General features: G+C 30.9%; 18 protein-coding genes and 3 tRNA genes. 14 read left to right on the top strand and 7 right to left on the bottom strand.

Annotated elements, in window-relative coordinates:
- Positions 1 to 149 precede the first annotated feature (149 nt).
- The 3 genes from ACJDT4_RS17225 (at position 150) to helD (ending at position 3,441) form a co-directional block, all read left to right on the top strand.
- A complete protein-coding gene (locus ACJDT4_RS17225) occupies positions 150 to 626 on the top strand; it encodes a DUF2975 domain-containing protein (protein ID WP_406788816.1) in 477 nt (158 codons plus the stop codon).
- 22 nt (positions 627 to 648) lie between these two features.
- Positions 649 to 870 carry a helix-turn-helix domain-containing protein gene (locus ACJDT4_RS17220; protein WP_406788815.1) on the top strand — a complete coding sequence of 74 codons (222 nt, stop codon included), beginning with the start codon at positions 649 to 651 and terminating at the stop codon, positions 868 to 870.
- A gap of 330 nt (positions 871 to 1,200) precedes the next feature.
- Complete coding sequence (gene helD / locus ACJDT4_RS17215; protein WP_406788814.1) at positions 1,201 to 3,441, top strand: RNA polymerase recycling motor HelD; 2,241 nt, start codon at positions 1,201 to 1,203, stop codon at positions 3,439 to 3,441.
- A gap of 122 nt (positions 3,442 to 3,563) precedes the next feature.
- On the opposite strand, the gene ACJDT4_RS17210 is transcribed toward helD, so the two are convergent.
- The 4 genes from ACJDT4_RS17210 to ACJDT4_RS17195 form a co-directional block, all read right to left on the bottom strand.
- A complete protein-coding gene (locus ACJDT4_RS17210) occupies positions 3,564 to 4,382 on the bottom strand; it encodes an MBL fold metallo-hydrolase (RefSeq protein WP_406788813.1) in 819 nt (272 codons plus the stop codon).
- A gap of 75 nt (positions 4,383 to 4,457) precedes the next feature.
- Positions 4,458 to 5,642, bottom strand: coding sequence for an alanine racemase (alr, locus tag ACJDT4_RS17205; protein WP_406788812.1), 1,185 nt, complete (start codon positions 5,640 to 5,642; stop codon positions 4,458 to 4,460).
- Between the two features lie 309 nt (positions 5,643 to 5,951).
- Positions 5,952 to 6,026, bottom strand: a tRNA-Asn gene (locus tag ACJDT4_RS17200).
- Between the two features lie 178 nt (positions 6,027 to 6,204).
- Complete coding sequence (locus ACJDT4_RS17195) at positions 6,205 to 6,336, bottom strand: hypothetical protein (protein WP_406788811.1); 132 nt, start codon at positions 6,334 to 6,336, stop codon at positions 6,205 to 6,207.
- A 311-nt stretch (positions 6,337 to 6,647) separates the two neighbouring features.
- Here ACJDT4_RS17195 and ACJDT4_RS17190 point away from each other — a divergent pair, with 311 nt between their 5' ends.
- From ACJDT4_RS17190 to ACJDT4_RS17160, 7 genes are all read left to right on the top strand, one after another.
- On the top strand, positions 6,648 to 7,877 hold the full coding sequence (locus ACJDT4_RS17190; RefSeq protein ID WP_406788810.1) for a serine/threonine-protein kinase: 1,230 nt from the start codon (positions 6,648 to 6,650) through the stop codon (positions 7,875 to 7,877).
- A 398-nt stretch (positions 7,878 to 8,275) separates the two neighbouring features.
- Positions 8,276 to 8,479 carry a hypothetical protein gene (locus ACJDT4_RS17185; protein ID WP_406788809.1) on the top strand — a complete coding sequence of 68 codons (204 nt, stop codon included), beginning with the start codon at positions 8,276 to 8,278 and terminating at the stop codon, positions 8,477 to 8,479.
- Between the two features lie 18 nt (positions 8,480 to 8,497).
- Entirely contained in the window at positions 8,498 to 8,791 is a 294-nt protein-coding gene (locus ACJDT4_RS17180) for a spore coat protein (RefSeq protein WP_406788808.1), read from the top strand.
- Positions 8,792 to 8,931: 140 nt separating this feature from the next.
- Entirely contained in the window at positions 8,932 to 9,363 is a 432-nt protein-coding gene (locus ACJDT4_RS17175; RefSeq protein ID WP_406788807.1) for a MarR family winged helix-turn-helix transcriptional regulator, read from the top strand.
- A gap of 50 nt (positions 9,364 to 9,413) precedes the next feature.
- The gene (locus ACJDT4_RS17170) at positions 9,414 to 11,147 is read left to right on the top strand and encodes an ABC transporter ATP-binding protein (RefSeq protein ID WP_406788806.1); all 1,734 of its coding nucleotides are present in this window, start codon (positions 9,414 to 9,416) and stop codon (positions 11,145 to 11,147) included.
- Positions 11,140 to 13,032, top strand: a complete 1,893-nt coding sequence (locus ACJDT4_RS17165) for an ABC transporter ATP-binding protein (protein WP_406788805.1) — start codon at positions 11,140 to 11,142, stop codon at positions 13,030 to 13,032. The genes ACJDT4_RS17170 and ACJDT4_RS17165 overlap by 8 nt, the downstream gene beginning before the upstream one ends.
- Positions 13,033 to 13,387: 355 nt before the next feature.
- Positions 13,388 to 13,798 carry an FtsB/FtsL family cell division protein gene (locus tag ACJDT4_RS17160; protein WP_406788804.1) on the top strand — a complete coding sequence of 137 codons (411 nt, stop codon included), beginning with the start codon at positions 13,388 to 13,390 and terminating at the stop codon, positions 13,796 to 13,798.
- A 92-nt stretch (positions 13,799 to 13,890) separates the two neighbouring features.
- Here ACJDT4_RS17160 and ACJDT4_RS17155 read toward each other — a convergent pair whose 3' ends face one another.
- The 3 genes from ACJDT4_RS17155 to ACJDT4_RS17145 form a co-directional block, all read right to left on the bottom strand.
- Positions 13,891 to 14,544 carry an HAD family hydrolase gene (locus ACJDT4_RS17155; RefSeq protein WP_406788803.1) on the bottom strand — a complete coding sequence of 218 codons (654 nt, stop codon included), beginning with the start codon at positions 14,542 to 14,544 and terminating at the stop codon, positions 13,891 to 13,893.
- A gap of 59 nt (positions 14,545 to 14,603) precedes the next feature.
- Positions 14,604 to 15,128: a phosphatase PAP2 family protein gene (locus tag ACJDT4_RS17150; RefSeq protein WP_406788802.1), complete on the bottom strand. Its 525-nt coding sequence runs from the start codon at positions 15,126 to 15,128 to the stop codon at positions 14,604 to 14,606.
- A gap of 370 nt (positions 15,129 to 15,498) precedes the next feature.
- Positions 15,499 to 16,851, bottom strand: a complete 1,353-nt coding sequence (locus ACJDT4_RS17145; protein ID WP_406788801.1) for a [Fe-Fe] hydrogenase large subunit C-terminal domain-containing protein — start codon at positions 16,849 to 16,851, stop codon at positions 15,499 to 15,501.
- A gap of 166 nt (positions 16,852 to 17,017) precedes the next feature.
- On the opposite strand from ACJDT4_RS17145, the gene ACJDT4_RS17140 reads away from it, so the two are divergent.
- The 4 genes from ACJDT4_RS17140 (at position 17,018) to ACJDT4_RS17125 (ending at position 19,644) form a co-directional block, all read left to right on the top strand.
- Complete coding sequence (locus ACJDT4_RS17140; RefSeq protein ID WP_406788800.1) at positions 17,018 to 18,211, top strand: Ig-like domain-containing protein; 1,194 nt, start codon at positions 17,018 to 17,020, stop codon at positions 18,209 to 18,211.
- 553 nt (positions 18,212 to 18,764) lie between these two features.
- Positions 18,765 to 18,840, top strand: a tRNA-Pro gene (locus ACJDT4_RS17135).
- A gap of 54 nt (positions 18,841 to 18,894) precedes the next feature.
- Positions 18,895 to 18,969, top strand: a tRNA-Pro gene (locus ACJDT4_RS17130).
- Positions 18,970 to 19,221: 252 nt separating this feature from the next.
- Positions 19,222 to 19,644, top strand: a complete 423-nt coding sequence (locus ACJDT4_RS17125) for a hypothetical protein (protein WP_406788799.1) — start codon at positions 19,222 to 19,224, stop codon at positions 19,642 to 19,644.
- Positions 19,645 to 19,900: the final 256 nt, after the last annotated feature.

The raw sequence follows: 19,900 nt of genomic DNA, 5'->3' as shown, positions 1-19,900 counted from the left end.
CAATTAATCAACAATAAATATATAATAAAAAACAATAAGTTTTTATTGATAAACGATAAAAACTGTGCTATCCTATTTATAGAATTTAAAAGCGATGCATAAGGATTAATAATCTTTAGGCACAGTATAAGGAATGCAGGAGGTTTTTTATGAAACAATATTCAACAATTTTTTTAAAGTTAGCTGTTATTTTTATTGGAGTTCCGGTTCTTACTCTGTGCGTATTTGGATTGATTTGGCTAGTAAATAATCCAGTAAATCCACATTATGCTACTATACTATATCCTATTTTATTGGTTATATCTGTATCAGTTGTACCGTTTTTAATTGCGCTGTATCAGGCTTTAAAACTTTTGAGCTATATTGACAAAAATAAAGCTTTCTCTGGGTTATCTGTAAAGTCCTTAAAAAATATAAAGCACTGTGCAGTTACGATTTGTACTTTGTATGTAATAATTATGCCATTTGTTTATCTCGTAGCAGAGAAAGATGATGCTCCGGGGCTCATAATAATCGGAATGGTACCTATCTTTGCTTCAATGGTAATTGCGGTCTTTGTTGCTGTTCTTCAAAGACTTTTAAAAGAAGCTATAGAAATAAAATCAGAAAATGATTTAACTGTTTGAGAAATGCAGGAAGGTAATAAAAGTGGCAATTATAATTAATATTGATGTTATGCTGGCTAAAAGGAAAATGAGTGTAACAGAACTTACAGAGAAGGTTGGAATAACCATGGCAAACCTCTCAATACTAAAGAATGGAAAGGCAAAGGCTATTAGGTTTTCAACTTTGGAGGCAATATGCAAGGCTTTGAATTGCCAGCCGGGTGATATTTTAGAATATAGAAATGATATACAAACTGAAAGTTAAATACAGCATGGTTAATAAGATAGCTTAAACAGCAGTGTTTAGGCTATTTTTGTTTTAAATAGATATTTTATTTAAAGAAAATGCCATAATGTGGGAAAAGGTGATAAGAGTTTATTTAAAAATAGCTAAGTTATACATTAACACAAAAAGACACTTGTCCACTGACAAATGTCTTTATATTGACAAAATAAAATAAAAATGATACACTAAATCAGTATCATTTACGATAAATAATGATATAATTCCATAATTAAATTATACACTGTTGCTGCGATGATGTCAATAGCACCGCGAAAAATATTTCATTATTTATGAAAATGGGGGGATATTATGGAGAGAAACGATGCTCAATGGAAGCATGAAAATGCATGGCTGCAGGAGGTGCTTAAAGAAGTTCAAAAACAGTATAATGAAAAACGTGATTTTAAAGAAAAGTTTAAAAAGGACGGTATTGAAACGCAGAGAGAGCTTTGGCAGGAGGTAGGGCCTGTTTCCGTGAGCAATGGACTTCAGGAAATTGTAGATTTTATGCAGTATATCAATACAATGAAAATAGAGAAAAGAAACCATGAGTTTACTAGAAAACTTGAGGAGAAATATAAGAGAATGCTTTTATCACCTTACTTTGGAAGAATTGATTTCTTTGAAAATGGGGATGAGAGAGAAGAAAAGTTCTATATTGGAATGGGAAATCTTATTAATGATGATTACGATATCCTCATATATGACTGGCGTTCACCAGTTTCTAGTATGTTTTATGATTGTGAAATTGGTGAAGCAGGCTATGAGTGTCCAGAAGGAATTGTAGAAGGAAAGCTTACACTTAAAAGACAATATAAAATTAATAATGGTAAACTTGAGTATATGTTTGATAGCAATCTTAAGATAGATGATGAAATGCTTCAGGATATTTTGAGTAAAAGCACAGATAGTAAGATGAAGACAATAGTAACAACTATTCAAAAAGAGCAGAATAAAGTAATTCGTAATGAGGAGTACAAAAATTTGATTGTTCAAGGTCCTGCTGGAAGTGGAAAGACTTCTATTGCTCTTCATAGAATTGCGTATCTCTTATATAAACATCGAGATAAGATAAAGCCTCAAAATATAGTAATATTCTCTCCAAATAATATTTTTAATGATTATATTTCTAATGTGCTGCCGCAGCTTGGAGAAGATAATATGTACCAAACCACATTTAAGGAATATATGGATATTGCTTTAGGCAATGAGTTTATAAAGGAAAACTATTGCGAGATGATGGAATATATTCTTGCTTCTAAGAAAAAAGCTTCTTATCAAAAGAGAATAAGCAATATAAAATTTAAAGCTTCTGTGGAATTTCTATATATATTAAAACAATATGTATCTTATTTAGAAAAACAGGATAGAAAATTTACTGATATAATTTTCAAAGGCAATTTGATAATTTCTTCAAAGGACATAGGAGAATTATTTTTTAAAGACTACAAACGCCTGCCACTGAAAAGAAGACTTGAAAAAATTCGGGGGAGAATTTTATTTCTATTAGAGCCTTATGAAAAACAGCTTATAGAAGAAATCGAAAGTGAGCTTAAGGCTGGGGATACTTATATAGATGAAGTGGAAATTATGAAACGAAGTACGATTATTGTAAATGAGCAAATGAAAAATATTTATTATGAAATTAATAGGATAACGGAATTTGATTTGTTAGATATTTATAAAAAACTTTTTCAGAAACTTGAGCTTTTTTATACAAATAATAAATACAATAACACAGAAATTGATGAAATAAAAAGCTATACTTTGGAAAATTTAAAGGTTCGAAGACTTAATTATGAGGATCAGCTGCCGCTTTTATATTTAAAGGTTGCCCTTGGAGATCTTCAAAAAACATCAGAAATCAAATATGTTATTATTGATGAAGCTCAGGATTACACACCTTTACAATATGAGATATTTCATCAGCTTTTTAAAGCTGCTAACTTTACTATACTAGGAGATTTACATCAATCTATAAATCCGTTTATGAATGTAGGAGATTATAGTAATATATCAAATACATTTTCAAAAGATAATACTTGTATAATAAATTTAACCAAAAGCTACAGATCAACAATGGAGATTACTAGGTTTTCAAGAAGGCTGCTTAATAAGGAAATTTCAGACGGATGCGTAGAAAGAAGTGGTACTGAACCTTTAATTCTTGGCTTTATAGATAAGGAAGATATAAAAGAAAGAATTCTTAAAGATATAGAAATATATAAGAAGAAAGGTTATAAATCAATCGGTGTTATAACAAGAACCGTAAAAGAAGCTGAGGAGGTATATAAGGTTTTACAAGACAAGATTAATGTTAAGTTAATCATAAAGGAGGATGATGAATATGTAAGTGATACATTGGTAATTCCGTCATACCTTTCTAAAGGCTTAGAGTTTGATGTGGTGCTTGTATATAATGTAGGGGATGGGAATTACAGCTCTGAGGAAGAAAAGCTGCTGCTTTATACTGTTTGCACAAGGGCACTTCATGTTTTATGCATATATTATTCTGGTAAGTTAACACCATTGCTTAAAAAAAGTTTTTAGTTTTTGATAAAAATAGTATAAAAAATTAACTATTATAGAAGCTTACTAATGAAATATTTAAAGTCAGTTATACATCTAAAGGTGTAGCTGACTTTTTCATGTGAACTATGATTTGCTTTTTATTATTTTGTAACAAAAACTCCTTGCTCAGGTACAGCAATTTCATCAAAGTTATTAACTAGTATATCTAAATGCTTAGTAAGTTCTTGACCATTCATGGGCTCACCATGACTTGGAATTGCTAAGGATGGTTTTAAATCTCTAAGAAGCTTTACTGAACTTTTTGCTGCTTTCCAATTTGTAGTTAAGTACTTTGGTGGACCACTTATTTGTTCTTTGTGTGATAATACGGATAGTATAGATTCCTGTTTTGTAGTGGAAAAAGCATCCCCAACAATAAGTGCACCATCTTTTTCTCGGAATAGAGAAATATGACCATCTGTATGTCCCGGAGTGTGAATCCATTTCCATTCAGGCATTTCAGGTACACTTCCATCACTAGGCAGCGCTTTTACATAAGTAGTTATATCAATACTTGTGTGTGGGAAAGTTGGAGATAATTTTGCAACTATGCCTTTATCAACAGTAGAATCACCCACAGGATAGTCTTTTTTGCCTGTTACATAAGGCATTTCTAATTGGTGAATATATACTGGAATATTCCATAATTCGGATAACTTTTTAACTGATCCTACATGGTCAAAGTGTCCATGAGTGAGAACTATTGATTTTGGTTTGCTATTTTTGCCAAACTTATCTTCAATGCATTGTAATATAAATTTTGCTGAATTTTCAAGACCTGTATCTACAAGAATATAGTTTTCGGCGGTGCCAACCAAAAAAGCATTAACAATTGTAAAATTCATTATTAATATATCTGGAGTAACTTGTAAAGATTTTGTGTTAATTGCAGATAGACCTTCTACTAACTTATTTCCCATTGTATAGCCTTCCTCTCTTGTAATTATAAATAAACTTCTCTAAATTAGTATGCACAATTATTGCACATATTTACTCTATTCGTAAAAATAATGTTTTGGTACTCTTTCTGTGATATGCTGAATTTGCTCGTCTATATAGGAACCAAGTGGTCTACAAGCATCTTCCCAGGTTATTTGCTCCTTACCCTGACTTCCTATAATTACCGCTTCGTCAAATTCACTTACAGGTTCCTTCAAATCTGTTATATCTACCATAATGCCATCCATAAAATAATTAACAATAGGAACTTTATGCCCAGCTATTAAAACTTCCTTCCAACCACGGCTCACACCATCTCCAAATCCGATTCCAACTATAGCTGCCTTAGTGTTTCTTTGGGCTATAAAGTTCCTCCCGTAGCCACCAACTTCACCTTTTTTAATTGTAGAAAGCTTTAGAATACGTGCTTTAAGAGTTATAAGTGAGGCTATACCTTGAGGCAAAGTTATTTGTCCTTCTTTATGTTCCAATCCATATAGCATAATTCCACAGCGGACCATATCATAATGTGCTTCGGGATATTTTAGTATTCCAGAAGAATTGTCAATATGAGCTATTTTAGGCCTTAAGTTTTCTTTTTCTAAATTAGTAATTAAACTATCAAAGCATTTGATTTGTTTATGTGTCATTTCAGCGTTGGAATCAGGGTCTTGAAGATGTGTATATATTCCTTCTATATTTATATGGGGACATTCGTTATGGAGCTGTTTAATAAATGCTATTGCCTTATCACTGCCAATACCATATCTGTTAAGACCGGTGTTTATTTTAATATCTACATTTATAATTTTGTTTTTATTAGAAGCATGCTCTTCTAAGTAATGGACAATTTTATAATTGTCAACCATTGGCGTTATATTATATGTAATTATCCAGGAAACTTGGTAGGGAGCAATTGGCGATAGCATTAAAATGGGAGTTTTTATGCCAGCGTTTCTTAAAGTATAGGCTTCTATAAGTCTAACCAAGCCAAAAGCATCACATTTACAATTTTCTAGTTCACGTGCAATAGGGATTAAGCCATGTCCGTAGGCATTTCCTTTCAGCACAGCCATAAATTTTGTATTTGGCTTTAATAGATTTCGAATAATCTTATAATTTCTGTGGAGCTGACTTAGATTAATATCAAGCTCGTTAATTTCAGGTATAGGATACTTTGAAATTTCATTGCTATTTATATTAGTAGAGGCTGCAATACTATATACTATTTCATCATTCATCTTACTAAGGCTCCTTCATATGTATTTTAAATATATATAATAGTTTTTTTAACCGAGATATTTTTATACGTAAAAGTTAATGTGACAATGATGCATAGTGATATGGAATTTATATTCGTTTATGCGGAATATTTACAAAAGAGTTTTTGATGTTACTTGTATAAGTTGTTTTAATAGAATGGAAGACTATTAAAGAGTGAATGGTAAAAGTTTATTTTGGAGTGCAGTGTATTAAGTGTAAGTTAACTTACCATACAATGATAATATAACTTATTGCTTTAATAAAAACAATTCTTGAAAATAAAAAAATGGCTCCGCGAAAAGGATTCGAACCTTCAACCTATCGGTTAACAGCCGAGCGCTCCACCGTTGAGCTATCACGGAACATCATAATTTGTATTACGATAATATTATGTTCAATATAATGTTATATTATACATCTATACAAAAATTTTATTTTTACAATTGATTTTAAGTAAAAGAGAAGATAAGCAGTTAAGCTGCTTACTTCTTATTTTCTATAGGAGCAGAAAAATGCCCCTATAAAACATTTGGAATTGAGTTAGTTATTTTTGTTGTTATCATTGTTATTTTTGTTGTTATTATTGTTTTGATTGTTGTTATTATTGTTGTTATTGTTGTTGTTTTTGTTGTTATTATTATTATTGTTATTATTGTTGTTGTTGTTTAACATGGTATCACCTCCAATGTTAAATAGCATTGACTAAACTAGTGCATATTATGTGTGGTTTATATTGGAAAATATCATTTGTTTGATTAATCAGTGATGCTTCTTTAATTAATTATAAAAAATAGAAGTTAGAATTTTGATGTGTTATATAAATTTTATATTTATACTGTTTTTATAGATAAGTATGTTAATGTACCCCCTTAAACAAGGTTTGTATTGCGTATTAATTTATGGGATATTATACGGAATAATAAACAAATAAGCGAAAAGAGAATAGTAATTGGCTAATGAGTTTTTAAGTTGGTGGTGAAAACATGCTAAATCAAGGACAAATATTAGAAAGAAAATATGAGGTAATAAAGATTTTGGGGCAGGGTGGTATGGGAACGGTGTATCTCTGCAGGAATAATAGGCTTGGCAATCTTTGGGCAGTTAAGGAAGTAAATAGTGAGCTGAAAAATAAAGTGGATTTTCTTACTGAGCCTAATATTCTAAAGAAATTAAATCATACGGGGATTGTAAGAATTGTTGATATATTTTATGAAGATGATAATTTATATATTGTGGAAGATTATATCGAGGGAAGAAATTTAAAGGAGTATATAGATATTAATGGTCCACTGTCTTCAGAGTTGGTGGTGGATATATCCCTTCAGTTGTGCGGCATATTGGACTATTTGCACAGCTTTAAGCCACCCATTGTATACAGGGATTTAAAGCCGTCTAATGTAATGCTGACCTCAGACAACAAGGTGGTGCTAATAGATTTTGGAATAGCACGAGTTTATAAAGAAAACCAGAAAGGAGATACTGTGATTTTAGGTTCTAGAGGATACATGGCACCGGAACAGTTTATGAATAATCAGTCCAATGTGAAGACGGATATTTATTCTCTGGGTGCTACTATGTTCTTTATGTTAACAGGAAAATCTATAAGTGTTCCTATAGATCCTATGTCTCAGAAAAGCTATCCTGAGCATACAGCTAAAGGATTGGTTGAAATTATTAAAAGGTCCTTAGCTGCAAGGCCTGAAAATCGTTATAGCAGTGTAAAGGCGATTATTTCTGAATTTAATAATCTTGTAGATAATAAGCAATATACTAAAACAATATTGGGACATTCTAATAGATCTTGTACTAAAAGTGTTAAAACAGTTGTTATAAAAAATAAAAAGTATAATAAAAGATTTAAATTAATTATGATAGCAGCACTTGTTTGTATAATAATTTTATCTGTTTTTTTAGCAGCACTTTTAAAAAAGCAATCTAACGAGAAGAAGGTTGGAATTCCTGATGCTCCTAAAACATCTGTAAAAACTGAACCTAAAGAGGAATTAAAGAAGGTTGAACCTAAATTAGAGGAAGAACAAAATAATCAGGAACAAAATGTTAATGACCAGCCTAAGAAGCAATTGGAGAAGAATGTGGAAGAAATAAAGAAAGCAGAAGAAGTAAAGAAAGCAGAAGAAAAACAGAATAAGCTGCAAAAGAAAGCAAAGAAAAAGCCAAAGGTTAAGCATAAGTATGAGAATGGCAAAGATTAAAATAATATGGGCATGGAAATTAATGTAATAATATTTTTTCTACGAACTTGAATCAATGGTATGGGGTTTTGACCCTCAAGATAAAGGAAGTGCAAGGGTATATTATTTTTTAAAGCATACTAAAAAGCGGGTATTCTAAAAAATTAAAGAATATCCGCTTTATTAAAAGAATTATTTTCATAAGTTTAATGCTGCATAATTTAATCATTCAGTTTATCCATTTCTGCCATTCTTTCTAATATAGTCTTCATACACATACGTTTTCTTTTAACCACAAATAGTAGTATTTCTAAAAAGCGATAAATAAATATTATGCTTGATAATGTTTAAGATAAATATAAATTGCACATACTAGCTTAGAAAAAAATATTTAAGGAATAGAATGGAGTGTGATAGATATGAGAAAGCTTTCAGAAGGAGAAGTAATTTCTTTAGCAGGAATATTAAAACTTGAAAGCGACGGTTTAGCTGTTTCAAGAACAATGCATCCACTTATAAATGATGAAGAATTAAAAAAACAAGCAGAAGCAGGTATATTAGCTGCAGAAGGTAGAGTTAAGGGATTACAGCAATTTATTAACGAAAATAGTGTTGTAAAATAGTAAAAGGAGGGAAAATATATGCCAAGTATTTTAGATAATATAGTTAGAAGTACTACAGATATAAATGATGAGGTTATAGCTGCAAATATGCTTGCGTCAGCGAAAGGTGCGGCAGATGCATATTTGAATGCAACAATGATGAGTGCTACTCCAGAATTAAGAGCACTTTATTCATCAAGTCTTTCTGAGATAATTGCTGGTCATTCAGCACTTACTGAATTAAGCATAAATAAAGGTTGGGCTAAACCATATGATCAACCTATAGACCAGCTCACAGAAACTGTAGATAAATCTCAAAGAGTAGTTGAATAATTTAATCATTATTAAGATCAGTGGATAGCTTTGCTTTTACACAATACTATCCACTGTTTTATTAATCTATATGCATTGACAAATATTTTAATTAAAATTATAATTGGTTAGAAGTCTAACAAAACAATGTGGAGGTAAAAGTGGATAAGGAAATACGTATAGGCAAAGAAATACTTGTTCTTGCTCATAAGCTTAAGAGAACAATTGACAAAGATACTGCACAATATGGGGTGACATCTATACAGGGAAGAATAATTGGTTTTGTGTATAATCAATCTAAAAGCAGAGATATTTTTCAAAAAGATATAGAAGCAGAATTTAATATTAGACGCTCCTCTGTTACAAGTGTGCTTCAACTGATGGAAAGAAATAAATTAATTAAAAGGGTAAATGTTTCAGAAGATGCAAGACTAAAAAAAATAATACTTATGGAAAAGGGATTAGAAATTCAAGAGCATGTGCATAACTCTATTGATAAAATGGAGAGCCGTTTAAAGGATGAATTTACAGATGATGAATTAGATACATTTATAAATTTGATCCGTAGATTATCAAAAAAGGTTGATGAGTAGTTGTCATTTTTCAAAGTATTAGTTAGAAATCTAACAAAAGGAGGAAATGTATGATAAAAAAACTAATAAATTACGTAGGAGAATTTAAGAAAGACTCGCTTATAACACCTGTATTTGTTGCCTTAGAAGTAATAATGGAAATACTTATTCCGCTGCTAATGTCAATGATTATAGATAAAGGAGTCGGAAAGGGAAACATTAAGTATGTTTGTATTGTGGGAATAATAATGCTTTTGGCATCATTCTTATCATTATCTTTTGGCATATTATCTGGTAAATTTGCAGCTAGAGCATCTACTGGTTTTGCTAGAAATTTGAGAAGGGCGATGTATTATAATATACAAAACTACTCTTTCGTTAATATAGACAAGTTCTCAACAGCAGGATTAATAACGAGATTAACTACAGATGTAACAAATGTTCAAAATGCTTATCAGATGATAATAAGAATGTTTGTAAGAGCACCATTTATGCTGATTTCAGCTATGGTTATGTCTTTTTATATCAATTCAAAATTAGCCCTTGTATTTTTGGGTGCAATAATTTTTCTTGGTGTACTATTATATTTTATTATGACAGGAGTGCACCCTATATTTATGCAGGTCTTTAAAAAATATGATAATTTAAATGCTAGCGTTCAGGAAAACTTAACGGGAATTCGTGTTGTAAAGGCATATGTAAGAGAAGAGCACGAAATAGCTAAGTTTCATGGGGCCTCTAAAGTTTTATATAATTACTTTGTAAAGGCTGAAAAAATAATAGTGCTTAATGGTCCTTTAATGCAGTTTACGGTTTACGCATGTACCATACTTTTATCTTGGCTTGGAGCAAAAATGATAGTGGCAAAATCCATGACTACTGGAGAACTAATGAGTTTATTTACATATACAACAAATATAATGATTAGTCTTATGGTTATTTCAATGGTATTTGTAATGGTAGTTATGTCAAAAACATCAGTAGAAAGAATTATTGAAGTATTAGATGAAAAAAGTGATTTAACAAATGGAGACAACCCTATTTATGAGATGAAGGATGGCTCTATAGAATTTAACGATGTTAGCTTTAGTTACAGTAAAGATTTAGAAAAATTAAGCTTAAAAAATATTAATGTAAGCATTAAATCTGGTGAGTTTATAGGCATTATAGGTGGAACTGGTAGTGCAAAATCAACTCTTGTTCAGCTTATACCAAGATTATATGATGTAACAAAAGGAGCAGTAAAAGTTTCGGGAATTGATGTTAGAGATTATGATTTAGAAACTCTTAGAAATAAGGTTTCAATGGTACTTCAAAAGAATGTATTATTCTCTGGAACAATAAAGGAAAATTTGAGATGGGGAAACAAAGAAGCAACAGATGAAGAACTTGTTGAAGCCTGCAGAGAGGCTCAAGCAGATGAATTTATACAGACTTTCCCTGATAAATATGATACTTTTATTGAACAAGGAGGAAACAATGTATCTGGTGGCCAGAAACAGAGACTGTGCATTGCAAGAGCACTTCTTAAAAAGCCTAATATATTGATTCTAGATGATTCAACCAGTGCTGTAGATACAAAGACTGATGCACTTATAAGAAAATCCTTTAAGGAGACAATGCCAGATATAACAAAAATTATTATTGCACAGCGTATTTCTTCGGTTCAGGAAGCGGATAGGATTATTGTATTAGATGATGGACAAATAAATGGATTTGGAACCCATGAAGAATTGTTAGCTTCAAATGATATATATCGTCAAGTATATGAATCTCAAGTGAAGGGAGATGATGATAATGCCTAGAATGAATAGAATGCATGGAAAAGGCAGCAAGAATCCTATGAAGACATTAAAGAGGCTACTAGACTATGTATTTAAAAAGTATAAATTCTTGCTTTTCTTGGTCGTAATATTTATCATCATAAGCTCTATTGCCAATGTTATAGGAACACTATTTATAAAAAATTTAATTGATGAATATATAACACCATATTTAAATAAAGCATCAGTTAATTTTACACCACTTTTAAAAGCACTAGGAACCATGGCTACAGTTTATATGATAGGAGTTTTATCAACATACATATACAGCCGCATAATGATTATAGTTGCGCAGGGCTCACTTAAAAGAATAAGAGATGACATGTTTGAACATATGGAAAAGCTTCCTATTAAATTCTTTGATACACATCCTCATGGAGATTTGATGAGCCTTTATACAAATGATACAGATACGCTTCGCCAAATGATAAGTCAAAGCTTACCGCAAGCATTTTCATGTGCAATAACTATCATAAGTGTATTTATTTCAATGATTTTTTTAAGTATACCATTGACTGTTGTTCAAATTTTAATTGTGCTTTTAATATTAAAAGTTACTAAATTTATTGGTGGAAAAAGTGGACAGTACTTTGGACTTCAACAAAAGGATTTGGGTATAGTAAATGGATATATAGAAGAAATGATGGAAGGGCAAAAGGTTGTAAAAGTATTTTGCCATGAAGAAGAAGCAAAGGCTAGATTTGATGAAATAAATGATGCGCTTTTTGATAGCGCTAATAATGCCAATAAGTATGCAAATATATTGATGCCTGTTATGGGTAACATAGGATATCTTAACTATGTATTTGTTTCTATTTTTGGTTCTATTATTGCTATTTCAGGTTTTGGAGGTTTTACTCTTGGTGCACTTGCGTCTTTTTTACAACTAACTAGAACTTTTAATCAAATGATAAACCAGGTATCTCAACAGCTTAACTTTGTTATTATGGCATTAGCAGGAGCAGAGCGTATATTCAAAATCCTTGATGAAAAACAAGAAAAGGATGAGGGATACGTAACCTTAGTTAATGCTAAAGAGGATGAAAATGGAGAAATTACAGAGGTTAAGGAGCACACTGGAACATGGGCATGGAAGCATCCACATGGAGATGGAACAATTACTTATACAAAGCTTAATGGTGAAGTAGTATTTGATGATGTTGACTTTGGTTACAATGATAAAAAAATTATACTTCACAATATAAAGCTATATGCAAAGCAGGGGCAAAAAGTTGCTTTTGTAGGGGCTACAGGCGCAGGAAAGACTACTATTACAAATTTAATCAATCGTTTCTATCAAATTCAAGATGGTAAAATAAGATATGATGGCATTAATATTAATAAAATTAAAATTGACGATTTAAGAAGATCTCTTGGAATAGTGCTTCAAGATACGCATCTTTTTACTGGCACGATTTCAGATAATATTAGATATGGAAAATTAGATGCAACTGAAGAGGAAGTTATTTCAGCAGCTAAACTTGCAAATGCAGATCAATTTATAAGGCATTTACCAAAGGGATATGAAACAGTGATTTCTGGGGATGGAGGAAGTTTATCACAAGGTCAGAGACAGTTACTTGCTATTGCTAGAGCAGCCATTGCTGATCCACCAGTTTTAATACTTGATGAAGCAACTTCTAGTATAGATACAAGGACAGAAATTATTGTTCAAGATGGAATGGATAAACTTATGCAGGGAAGAACCGTATTTGTAATTGCCCACAGACTTTCTACGGTTAGAAACTCTGATGTCATAATGGTACTAGAACAAGGACGTATAATTGAAAGGGGGAGCCATGATGACTTAATAGAGAAAAAAGGCAAGTACTATCAACTATATACGGGAGCCTTTGAACTTGAGTAAAGGAATAGTGTTTCAAAACATTAAATAACATCAATAAATCTAAGGGGAATATCCTCAAAAGTCTAAGAAGTTTCAATAACTCGTTAGTCGCTCAGACAATTGAAACATCTAAGTCTTTTGAGGATATTCCCCTAAGTTTTATAAGATGTTATTTAAATCGTTTCTTCAACACTATTCTTTTACTCCAACAGGAAGTTAAGGAAAAAATTCCTTGGTACCTATGGAATTTTGGATGAAGTAAAAAAACATTTAATACAAGCTAATTAACCAATATATCTATTTTCCTCTATTCTGAAATAATTTTGGGATACTAAACATATTATATATTAGTAAATAGATTGTTAAAGGAGTAATTATGTTTGTATTTATTCTTTTTCTTATAATTGTTGGAACAGCTGCTTATTTTATATTGACTTATAGCAAAAAGATAGAAGAGCAAAAGAGAAAAATAATGGTTTTAGCTAGACAAAATAAAAAGTTAAAAAGTGAAATAAAATATAAGTCTCAAAGTTATATAGAAGAGCAAAAGCTTATTGTAAAATATATTTACAGTGATGTTTCAAGTGGAGTTGTAAATTGTAATGCCGAGTTATATGCTGCACCTACAGAAGAAATTTTCAGCTTGGGTAAAGTTATGAATGGATTAAGTGTTGAAATTTTAGATAGCTGTATTGTCAATAATGAAAAATGGTATGAAATTAGATTTCATTCAAACCAGAATATAAATAATAAGGGATGGATGAAGACAGAGCATATAACTGTTTAAAGTAGTTGGAAATTTTAAATTGCATATGCTAAATGTACACTGCTAAACTGAAAGCTTAATTAGTGCACAATAACTGTGCATTGTGCACTGAGTTAAGTTTGTGCTGTAAGTTCTTCAAAACTTAAAATAAATTTATCTGATTTTTGCTTCAAGTATTCTACTGATGTTGTTGAATATTTATCATGAACAGCTACTACCCTCATTCCTGCTTTTTTTGCAGAGATTAGGGCCATAAGTATATCTTCAAATACAACACATTCACTTGGAAGCGCACCAAGTTTTTTTGCTGCAAGAAGATATATGTCTGGGAAGTCTTTGCATTTTCCAACCTCGTCAGTTATGGTTATTGAATCAAAAAAATCGTATATACCGAGTCTTTTTAGTACAGTTTCGGTGAGAAGAGTGCAGTTGCTTGTGGCGAGGCCAATTTTTATTTTTTGAGATTTCAAAAATTGCAAGTACTCTTTTACTCCAGTTTTTAGTTTTACATCATTTAAATAATGCTTGTATGCCATTTGGTTCCAATCATTCATGATGTCATCTATAGAGTCGGATATATTAAATCTATTTTTAAAATATTTTGCTGTTTCACTAAAATTAAGGTGTTCTATATCACCCCTAAGGTCATTTGGAATTTCTATATCAAATTTTTTTAGATATTCTATATCTATTTTTTCCCAAACCCACATAGAATCAATTAAGGTTCCATCCATATCGAAAATAGCTGCTTTTATTTTGTCAGACATAATTATCACCTCGTCTATAATTTTAACATAAAGCTAAGTTTTAAATAAGAGGTGATTTTTTATGTTAATTTAAATATAATAATTGAGCATAAACTTCCAAGAAATGTACCAAAGGCTGCATCTGTAGGGTAATGAACTCCTAAGTATATTCGAGATATTCCAACTAAAGTACTTAAAATTATAAACAAAGGAGAAAGTTTTGGAAAGAATAAGCTTAGCATTACTGACATTGTAAATGCAGAAGTTGTATGCCCTGAAGGAAAAGAATAATTGTCTACACCTATTTTTATAGCATTTAGGTTACTTAGTTTTATATAAGGGCGTATTCTATTGACACTTTTTTTTATTGTATTAGATAAGAAAGTACTTAATAACATTGCAAGAGTTAATTTAAAACCAAATAAATTTGTAGAAAACCTTGTTAGTATTAATGAAATGAGGCAGAATAAAACTCCAAATGGAACTGAACCAATGTAGGTTATATAGGTCATAAACTTGTCTAAGAAGCTGCACTTTATTTTGAGATTAAGCATTTTCAAAATATCTATGTCATGCTTTTCGATATTTAACAGAAGTTTACTCATAATAATTATAACCCCTTTATATAGATAAACCACTTAAGATATATAGTGAAACTAGCTCAACTACAAACTATTTATGCACCATAATTCCTTGAAAATTGGTATTTTAGAAAATAAATAGTTTAAGTTTTACTATAGATAAACCATTTCAACTATTAAAATTCATGTGCCCCATAATGCACAGAAGACGGCATTTTGATACAAATAAATTTTAAGTTTCAAGGTGGTTTATCTTTAATAAAGTAAATTTGTAGAATGATGTATGGAAGGTTTTAATATACAAATATATTTTTAGTCTTTAAGTGGTTTATCTTTATTTATACACTATAAATATATTATATAAGTGTATTGTTAAGGTTATATTAAATAAATTTTAAAAGTCTCTTTCAAATATTTTTACTTTATCATGATTCTTGAAATCTTCTCCTGAATTTATACCAATTTTATTTAAAATGTCCTTCATGCAGCTGCTATCAAGAGAAATTTTTATCTCCGAGTTTTCTGCTGTTTTATTAGCTTCAATTGTTCCTTTATCTGTTGAAATAATAGCTTTTGGACCGCCAACACATCCGCCAACACATCCCATACCTTCTAGAAAGTTAGCATCAATTCCTTCACTTTGAGCTTTTTCAAGTATAGCTTTACAATCTTTAACACCATCAACATGAAGATGTTTAAACAAATCCTTCTTATTTGGAAATAGCTGCCCTACTGCTTCACCTACTGCAATAGATACACCGCCTGCGCGAGCATATAGTCTCCCCTCTCTTGAAGCATAACTTTTTGTAGGTTCAGGAGGCAATTCCTCAGGAACTATATTTAAAGCATCAAATATATCTTTTACTTCTTGAAAGGTAAGAACGAAATCTATATTTCCTAAAAGATCCTTTTGCTTGATTTCAGCTTTTTTAGCTATGCAAGGTCCTACAAAAACAACCTTGCAATCTGGATTTAATGCTTTTATTACTCTGCCAGAAGCAATCATTGGTGATACTGATGGTGATACGTACTTAACTAAATCCTTGTATGCTCTTTTTACCATTCCGACCCATATAGGGCAGCAGCATGAAGTTATAAGTAAATCATCCTTTGAACTAACATGCTCATCAAACTCAACAGCTTCCTTTAAGGTGAGCATATCAGCAAAAAAAGCTACTTCAACCATGTCAGAAAAACCAATTTTTTTGAATGCACTTCTAAGTTTATCAAGACTTACATTTTCTCCAAATTGACCAGCGATTGCCGGAGCTACTGCGGCTATTACAGTAGTATTGTTTTTTAATAGCTCAAGAATTGGCATAAATTCAGTTTTGTCTAATAAAGAATCCGATGGGCACACTTCTACACATTTTCCACAGTCTGTGCATAAATCAGGATCTATGTATGTGTTCTTTTTTTCCTTGTCTAACAATATTGCATCGAATGGGCAGGATTTTTGACAGAAAGTTTCTTCACCATCATTTGAACATTGTGTAGAACAATCTTTTATTTTTTCAACAAGTTTTATATTGGGATTGTAGTTTTTAATTGCATTTTTTAAAGCTTTGCTAAATTCATTTATATTGGTAAACTTTATATTCGTTCCGCATAAAGCTGATATTACGCTGGCAAGTTCTTCTTTGTTTACAGAATCATCTGAAAGCACATGGTAAACAAATGAATCAAAGGTATCAGAATAATAAGAGTCAACTAAAGATTTAAATAGTTCTGTGTATTTATCAATCAAAATAATCCCTCCTTTATTATTTAGTATATCCAATTTTAAATGTATCTATTTTGCAAAATATAATTTAAATCATAGACAAAGAAATTTTATTGTTATAAAATTTATTATTGTAGACAAATAAATAGTTTAGTTGAAATAATTGTAATAATTTAAGGGGGAACTAATAGTGAGAGATGTCGTAAAAAAGATACTTTTATGTGTGGCAATGGCTGTGTCAATTCAAATGTTATCTGGGGGAAAGCTTATTTTTGCACAAACAAATAGTGTACAAGCTACCTCTGGTAATTCAGTTGGGCAAGCAACAAGTTCTTCGAATACAACTAGTGTTAATCAAATTGCTGAAAAGAGTGGAGTATATCCAGGTAAGATATGGACTATTAGATTGTCAAAACCTGTAGATCCTTCTTCGGTTACTAATGATATAATCAAAGTTGTTGAAAAAGATACTGGCAATTCTTTTAAGGTAAATTTACATATTCAAGATTCTGATTCAAGTTGTATAAACATAATTCCAATAGATAATTATACGAATGGTAAAGAATATTCAGTGATTATTTCAAAAAATTTAAAGTCTAAAGATGGCTCTAATTTAAAAAATGATGTTCAAATGGATTTTAAAATACAGGATCTACCAACATCTGCGGATGACATAAATCAATCAATTATGGAATTTGATAGCTATACGCTTCCAGACCAAGTTCAGGCTAAACTACCTGATGGAAGTACTAAACAGTGGAATGTTCAATGGGACAATAAATCTATTGATACAGCTGTTGTAGGAACTTATACAATTACAGGAAAATTAGAGGGATTAGATGTAACAGTCAAATATAATTTAACAGTTACACCTTATCAAGTATCCAAAATAGGAAATCCGGGAAGACCTCAGCAGTCTGCTATACAAGTAAGCCTAGTTAACTATCTAATGGCTAGTAAGGCTAACAGAGATTCTGTTTACCAAAGGGCTATACAGCTTCATTATGGAGATGCAAGCAATACCTGCGTATATTTTGCAAGTGAAGCCCTAAGAAGAGTAGGATTAAATTTGCCTGCAGACACATGTAATACTGGAGATCTTACAAATAAATTATCAAATCTCGGCTGGAAAAGTGGATGGGATAAAAATGATTTGATTGCAGGAGATTTATGTTTTACTAGAGACATTTCAGGTACCGATTATCCAACTCATGTATACACGTTTATAAGATGGGTAAATCCTTCAGACCATTCATTGGCATATATAGTTGATAATCAACCTTATAGAACTGATGATAATGATGAACTTCATACTAGAGATATAGAAGTAGTTGATGTAGCTGATTACGATGCTTTTAGATATTATATGTACAAGCCTAATTAATAAGAATGAATTTTAGTTAAAGAATTCCTATATAGTTTTGATGATTTGTTTTAAATAAGTATGTTTTTACATTTATTTAAAGCAAATCTTTTTTTTGCAGATAGACAATCTGAAAGATTTAAATTGCCAATACCAAAGTTATCCCTACAAACTGGAATTTATCTCAGTGGACAGTTGACAGAGGACAATTGACAGCTAAGGATGATTTACCTTTTGCTTTGCTCAGGTAAATCTTAAAACTTAATAGTGCCAGCTGCGCTGAGTACTATATTTTAAGCGCTTCGCGCCCATTAAGTTTAAGATTTTTCAAAGCATCGCGGAGAAAAATCATCCTTAACTGTCCTCTGTCAATTGATATATGTTCATATAACCAATATGTTCCAAAATAGAATTCGGCTGATTTTAATATTACAAGTGGTTTATCTTTAGATAACCTAAGATTTGAATTATAACTTTTGGTTCACGATAGTTCAGATATTCTATAAACATGTACACTTTTTTGAAATTTACTATTGCTTTTTTATTGAAGTTCATATATAATAAAACATGTTTGCGGGGTGTGGCGCAGATGGGAGCGCGCGTGGTTTGGGACCATGAGGTCGCAGGTTCAATCCCTGTCACCCCGACCAGTGTAAAACCTCATATTATTTGAGGTTTTATTGTTTTATACAGAAATATTACATCGGGGTGTAGCGCAGTGGTAGCGCGCATGCTTCGGGAGCATGATGTCGCAAGTTCAACTCTTGTCACCCCGACCAAATTTTATCAATTCACAATGCACAGTTCACAGTGAAGGATGATTTTTCTTCGCTATGCTTCGAAAAATATTAAACTTAATGTTCACGCATGGCGTAAAACATAGTGCTCAGCGTAGCTGACACTATTAAGTTCTAAGATTTACCTAAGAGAAACGAATAAATCCACATTCCCTTTAATATCTACTCTGAGTTAAATTCCAGTTTGTCTATCTATATATAGTATAATTTGTAAAATAAGAAGGGGACAACAATATGAAATTGGGTTCAAGTTTGTTTAAAGTAATTGCCAAAAGTCAATTGTTGAGTATCATTTTTGCTGGCATTAGCAGAATCCACATAGACTTATTTACATGTTATAAATATATGTTTAAAAATACTATAATGTTATCTTTAAGTCTCGTTGTTTTTGCAGTATTTTGCATAATAACAAGTATTATATTTTTAAACAAAAGTGTAGTGAATATTTTTTTAGTATCTATAGGTTATATAATATACTGGAGAATATTTTTGAATGTACCGTTTTTTTGCATTGATAATCCAAATGATTATGGTGCTGGACTTTTAGGACTATCTTTAGAAGTGATTTTAGGAATATTTGATTATGTTATTGTAATTTTTTCTAGTATAATTGCTGTATCAATACACATAATTCGTATAAAGAAAGATTTTTATTAGGTTGTCTAACAAAAATGAGCTGTAAATATACATAATCATTTATATATTTAAATAATTATATAACTTAAAATATATTATAATAGTTTATATAAAATTCCGTAGGTACGGAGTAATTTTTTCCTTGCACTACTGTGGGAGTGAAGTAACAGCGATGAAGGAACGATTTAAATAAAGTTTAATAAATCTTAGATTTATTAGCTTTACTTAATGTTTCAAATCGCTGTTACTTCGCATTTTATTGTTTAAAAATACTTAT

The organism is Clostridium neuense (assembly GCF_045310695.1).
In the GTDB taxonomy this organism is placed as follows: domain Bacteria; phylum Bacillota; class Clostridia; order Clostridiales; family Clostridiaceae; genus Clostridium_S; species Clostridium_S neuense.
This window is presented reverse-complemented; position numbering and strand designations above follow the sequence as displayed.

Coding starts and splice junctions, on each gene's coding strand:
- ACJDT4_RS17225 (WP_406788816.1), top strand. CDS start 150: ATGAAACAATATTCAACAATTTTTTTAAAGTTAGCTGTTATTTTTATT.
- helD (WP_406788814.1), top strand. CDS start 1,201: ATGGAGAGAAACGATGCTCAATGGAAGCATGAAAATGCATGGCTGCAG.
- ACJDT4_RS17210 (WP_406788813.1), bottom strand. CDS start 4,382: ATGGGAAATAAGTTAGTAGAAGGTCTATCTGCAATTAACACAAAATCT.
- alr (WP_406788812.1), bottom strand. CDS start 5,642: ATGAATGATGAAATAGTATATAGTATTGCAGCCTCTACTAATATAAAT.
- ACJDT4_RS17195 (WP_406788811.1), bottom strand. CDS start 6,336: ATGTTAAACAACAACAACAATAATAACAATAATAATAATAACAACAAA.
- ACJDT4_RS17190 (WP_406788810.1), top strand. CDS start 6,648: ATGCTAAATCAAGGACAAATATTAGAAAGAAAATATGAGGTAATAAAG.
- ACJDT4_RS17185 (WP_406788809.1), top strand. CDS start 8,276: ATGAGAAAGCTTTCAGAAGGAGAAGTAATTTCTTTAGCAGGAATATTA.
- ACJDT4_RS17180 (WP_406788808.1), top strand. CDS start 8,498: ATGCCAAGTATTTTAGATAATATAGTTAGAAGTACTACAGATATAAAT.
- ACJDT4_RS17170 (WP_406788806.1), top strand. CDS start 9,414: ATGATAAAAAAACTAATAAATTACGTAGGAGAATTTAAGAAAGACTCG.
- ACJDT4_RS17165 (WP_406788805.1), top strand. CDS start 11,140: ATGCCTAGAATGAATAGAATGCATGGAAAAGGCAGCAAGAATCCTATG.
- ACJDT4_RS17160 (WP_406788804.1), top strand. CDS start 13,388: ATGTTTGTATTTATTCTTTTTCTTATAATTGTTGGAACAGCTGCTTAT.
- ACJDT4_RS17155 (WP_406788803.1), bottom strand. CDS start 14,544: ATGTCTGACAAAATAAAAGCAGCTATTTTCGATATGGATGGAACCTTA.
- ACJDT4_RS17150 (WP_406788802.1), bottom strand. CDS start 15,128: ATGAGTAAACTTCTGTTAAATATCGAAAAGCATGACATAGATATTTTG.
- ACJDT4_RS17125 (WP_406788799.1), top strand. CDS start 19,222: ATGAAATTGGGTTCAAGTTTGTTTAAAGTAATTGCCAAAAGTCAATTG.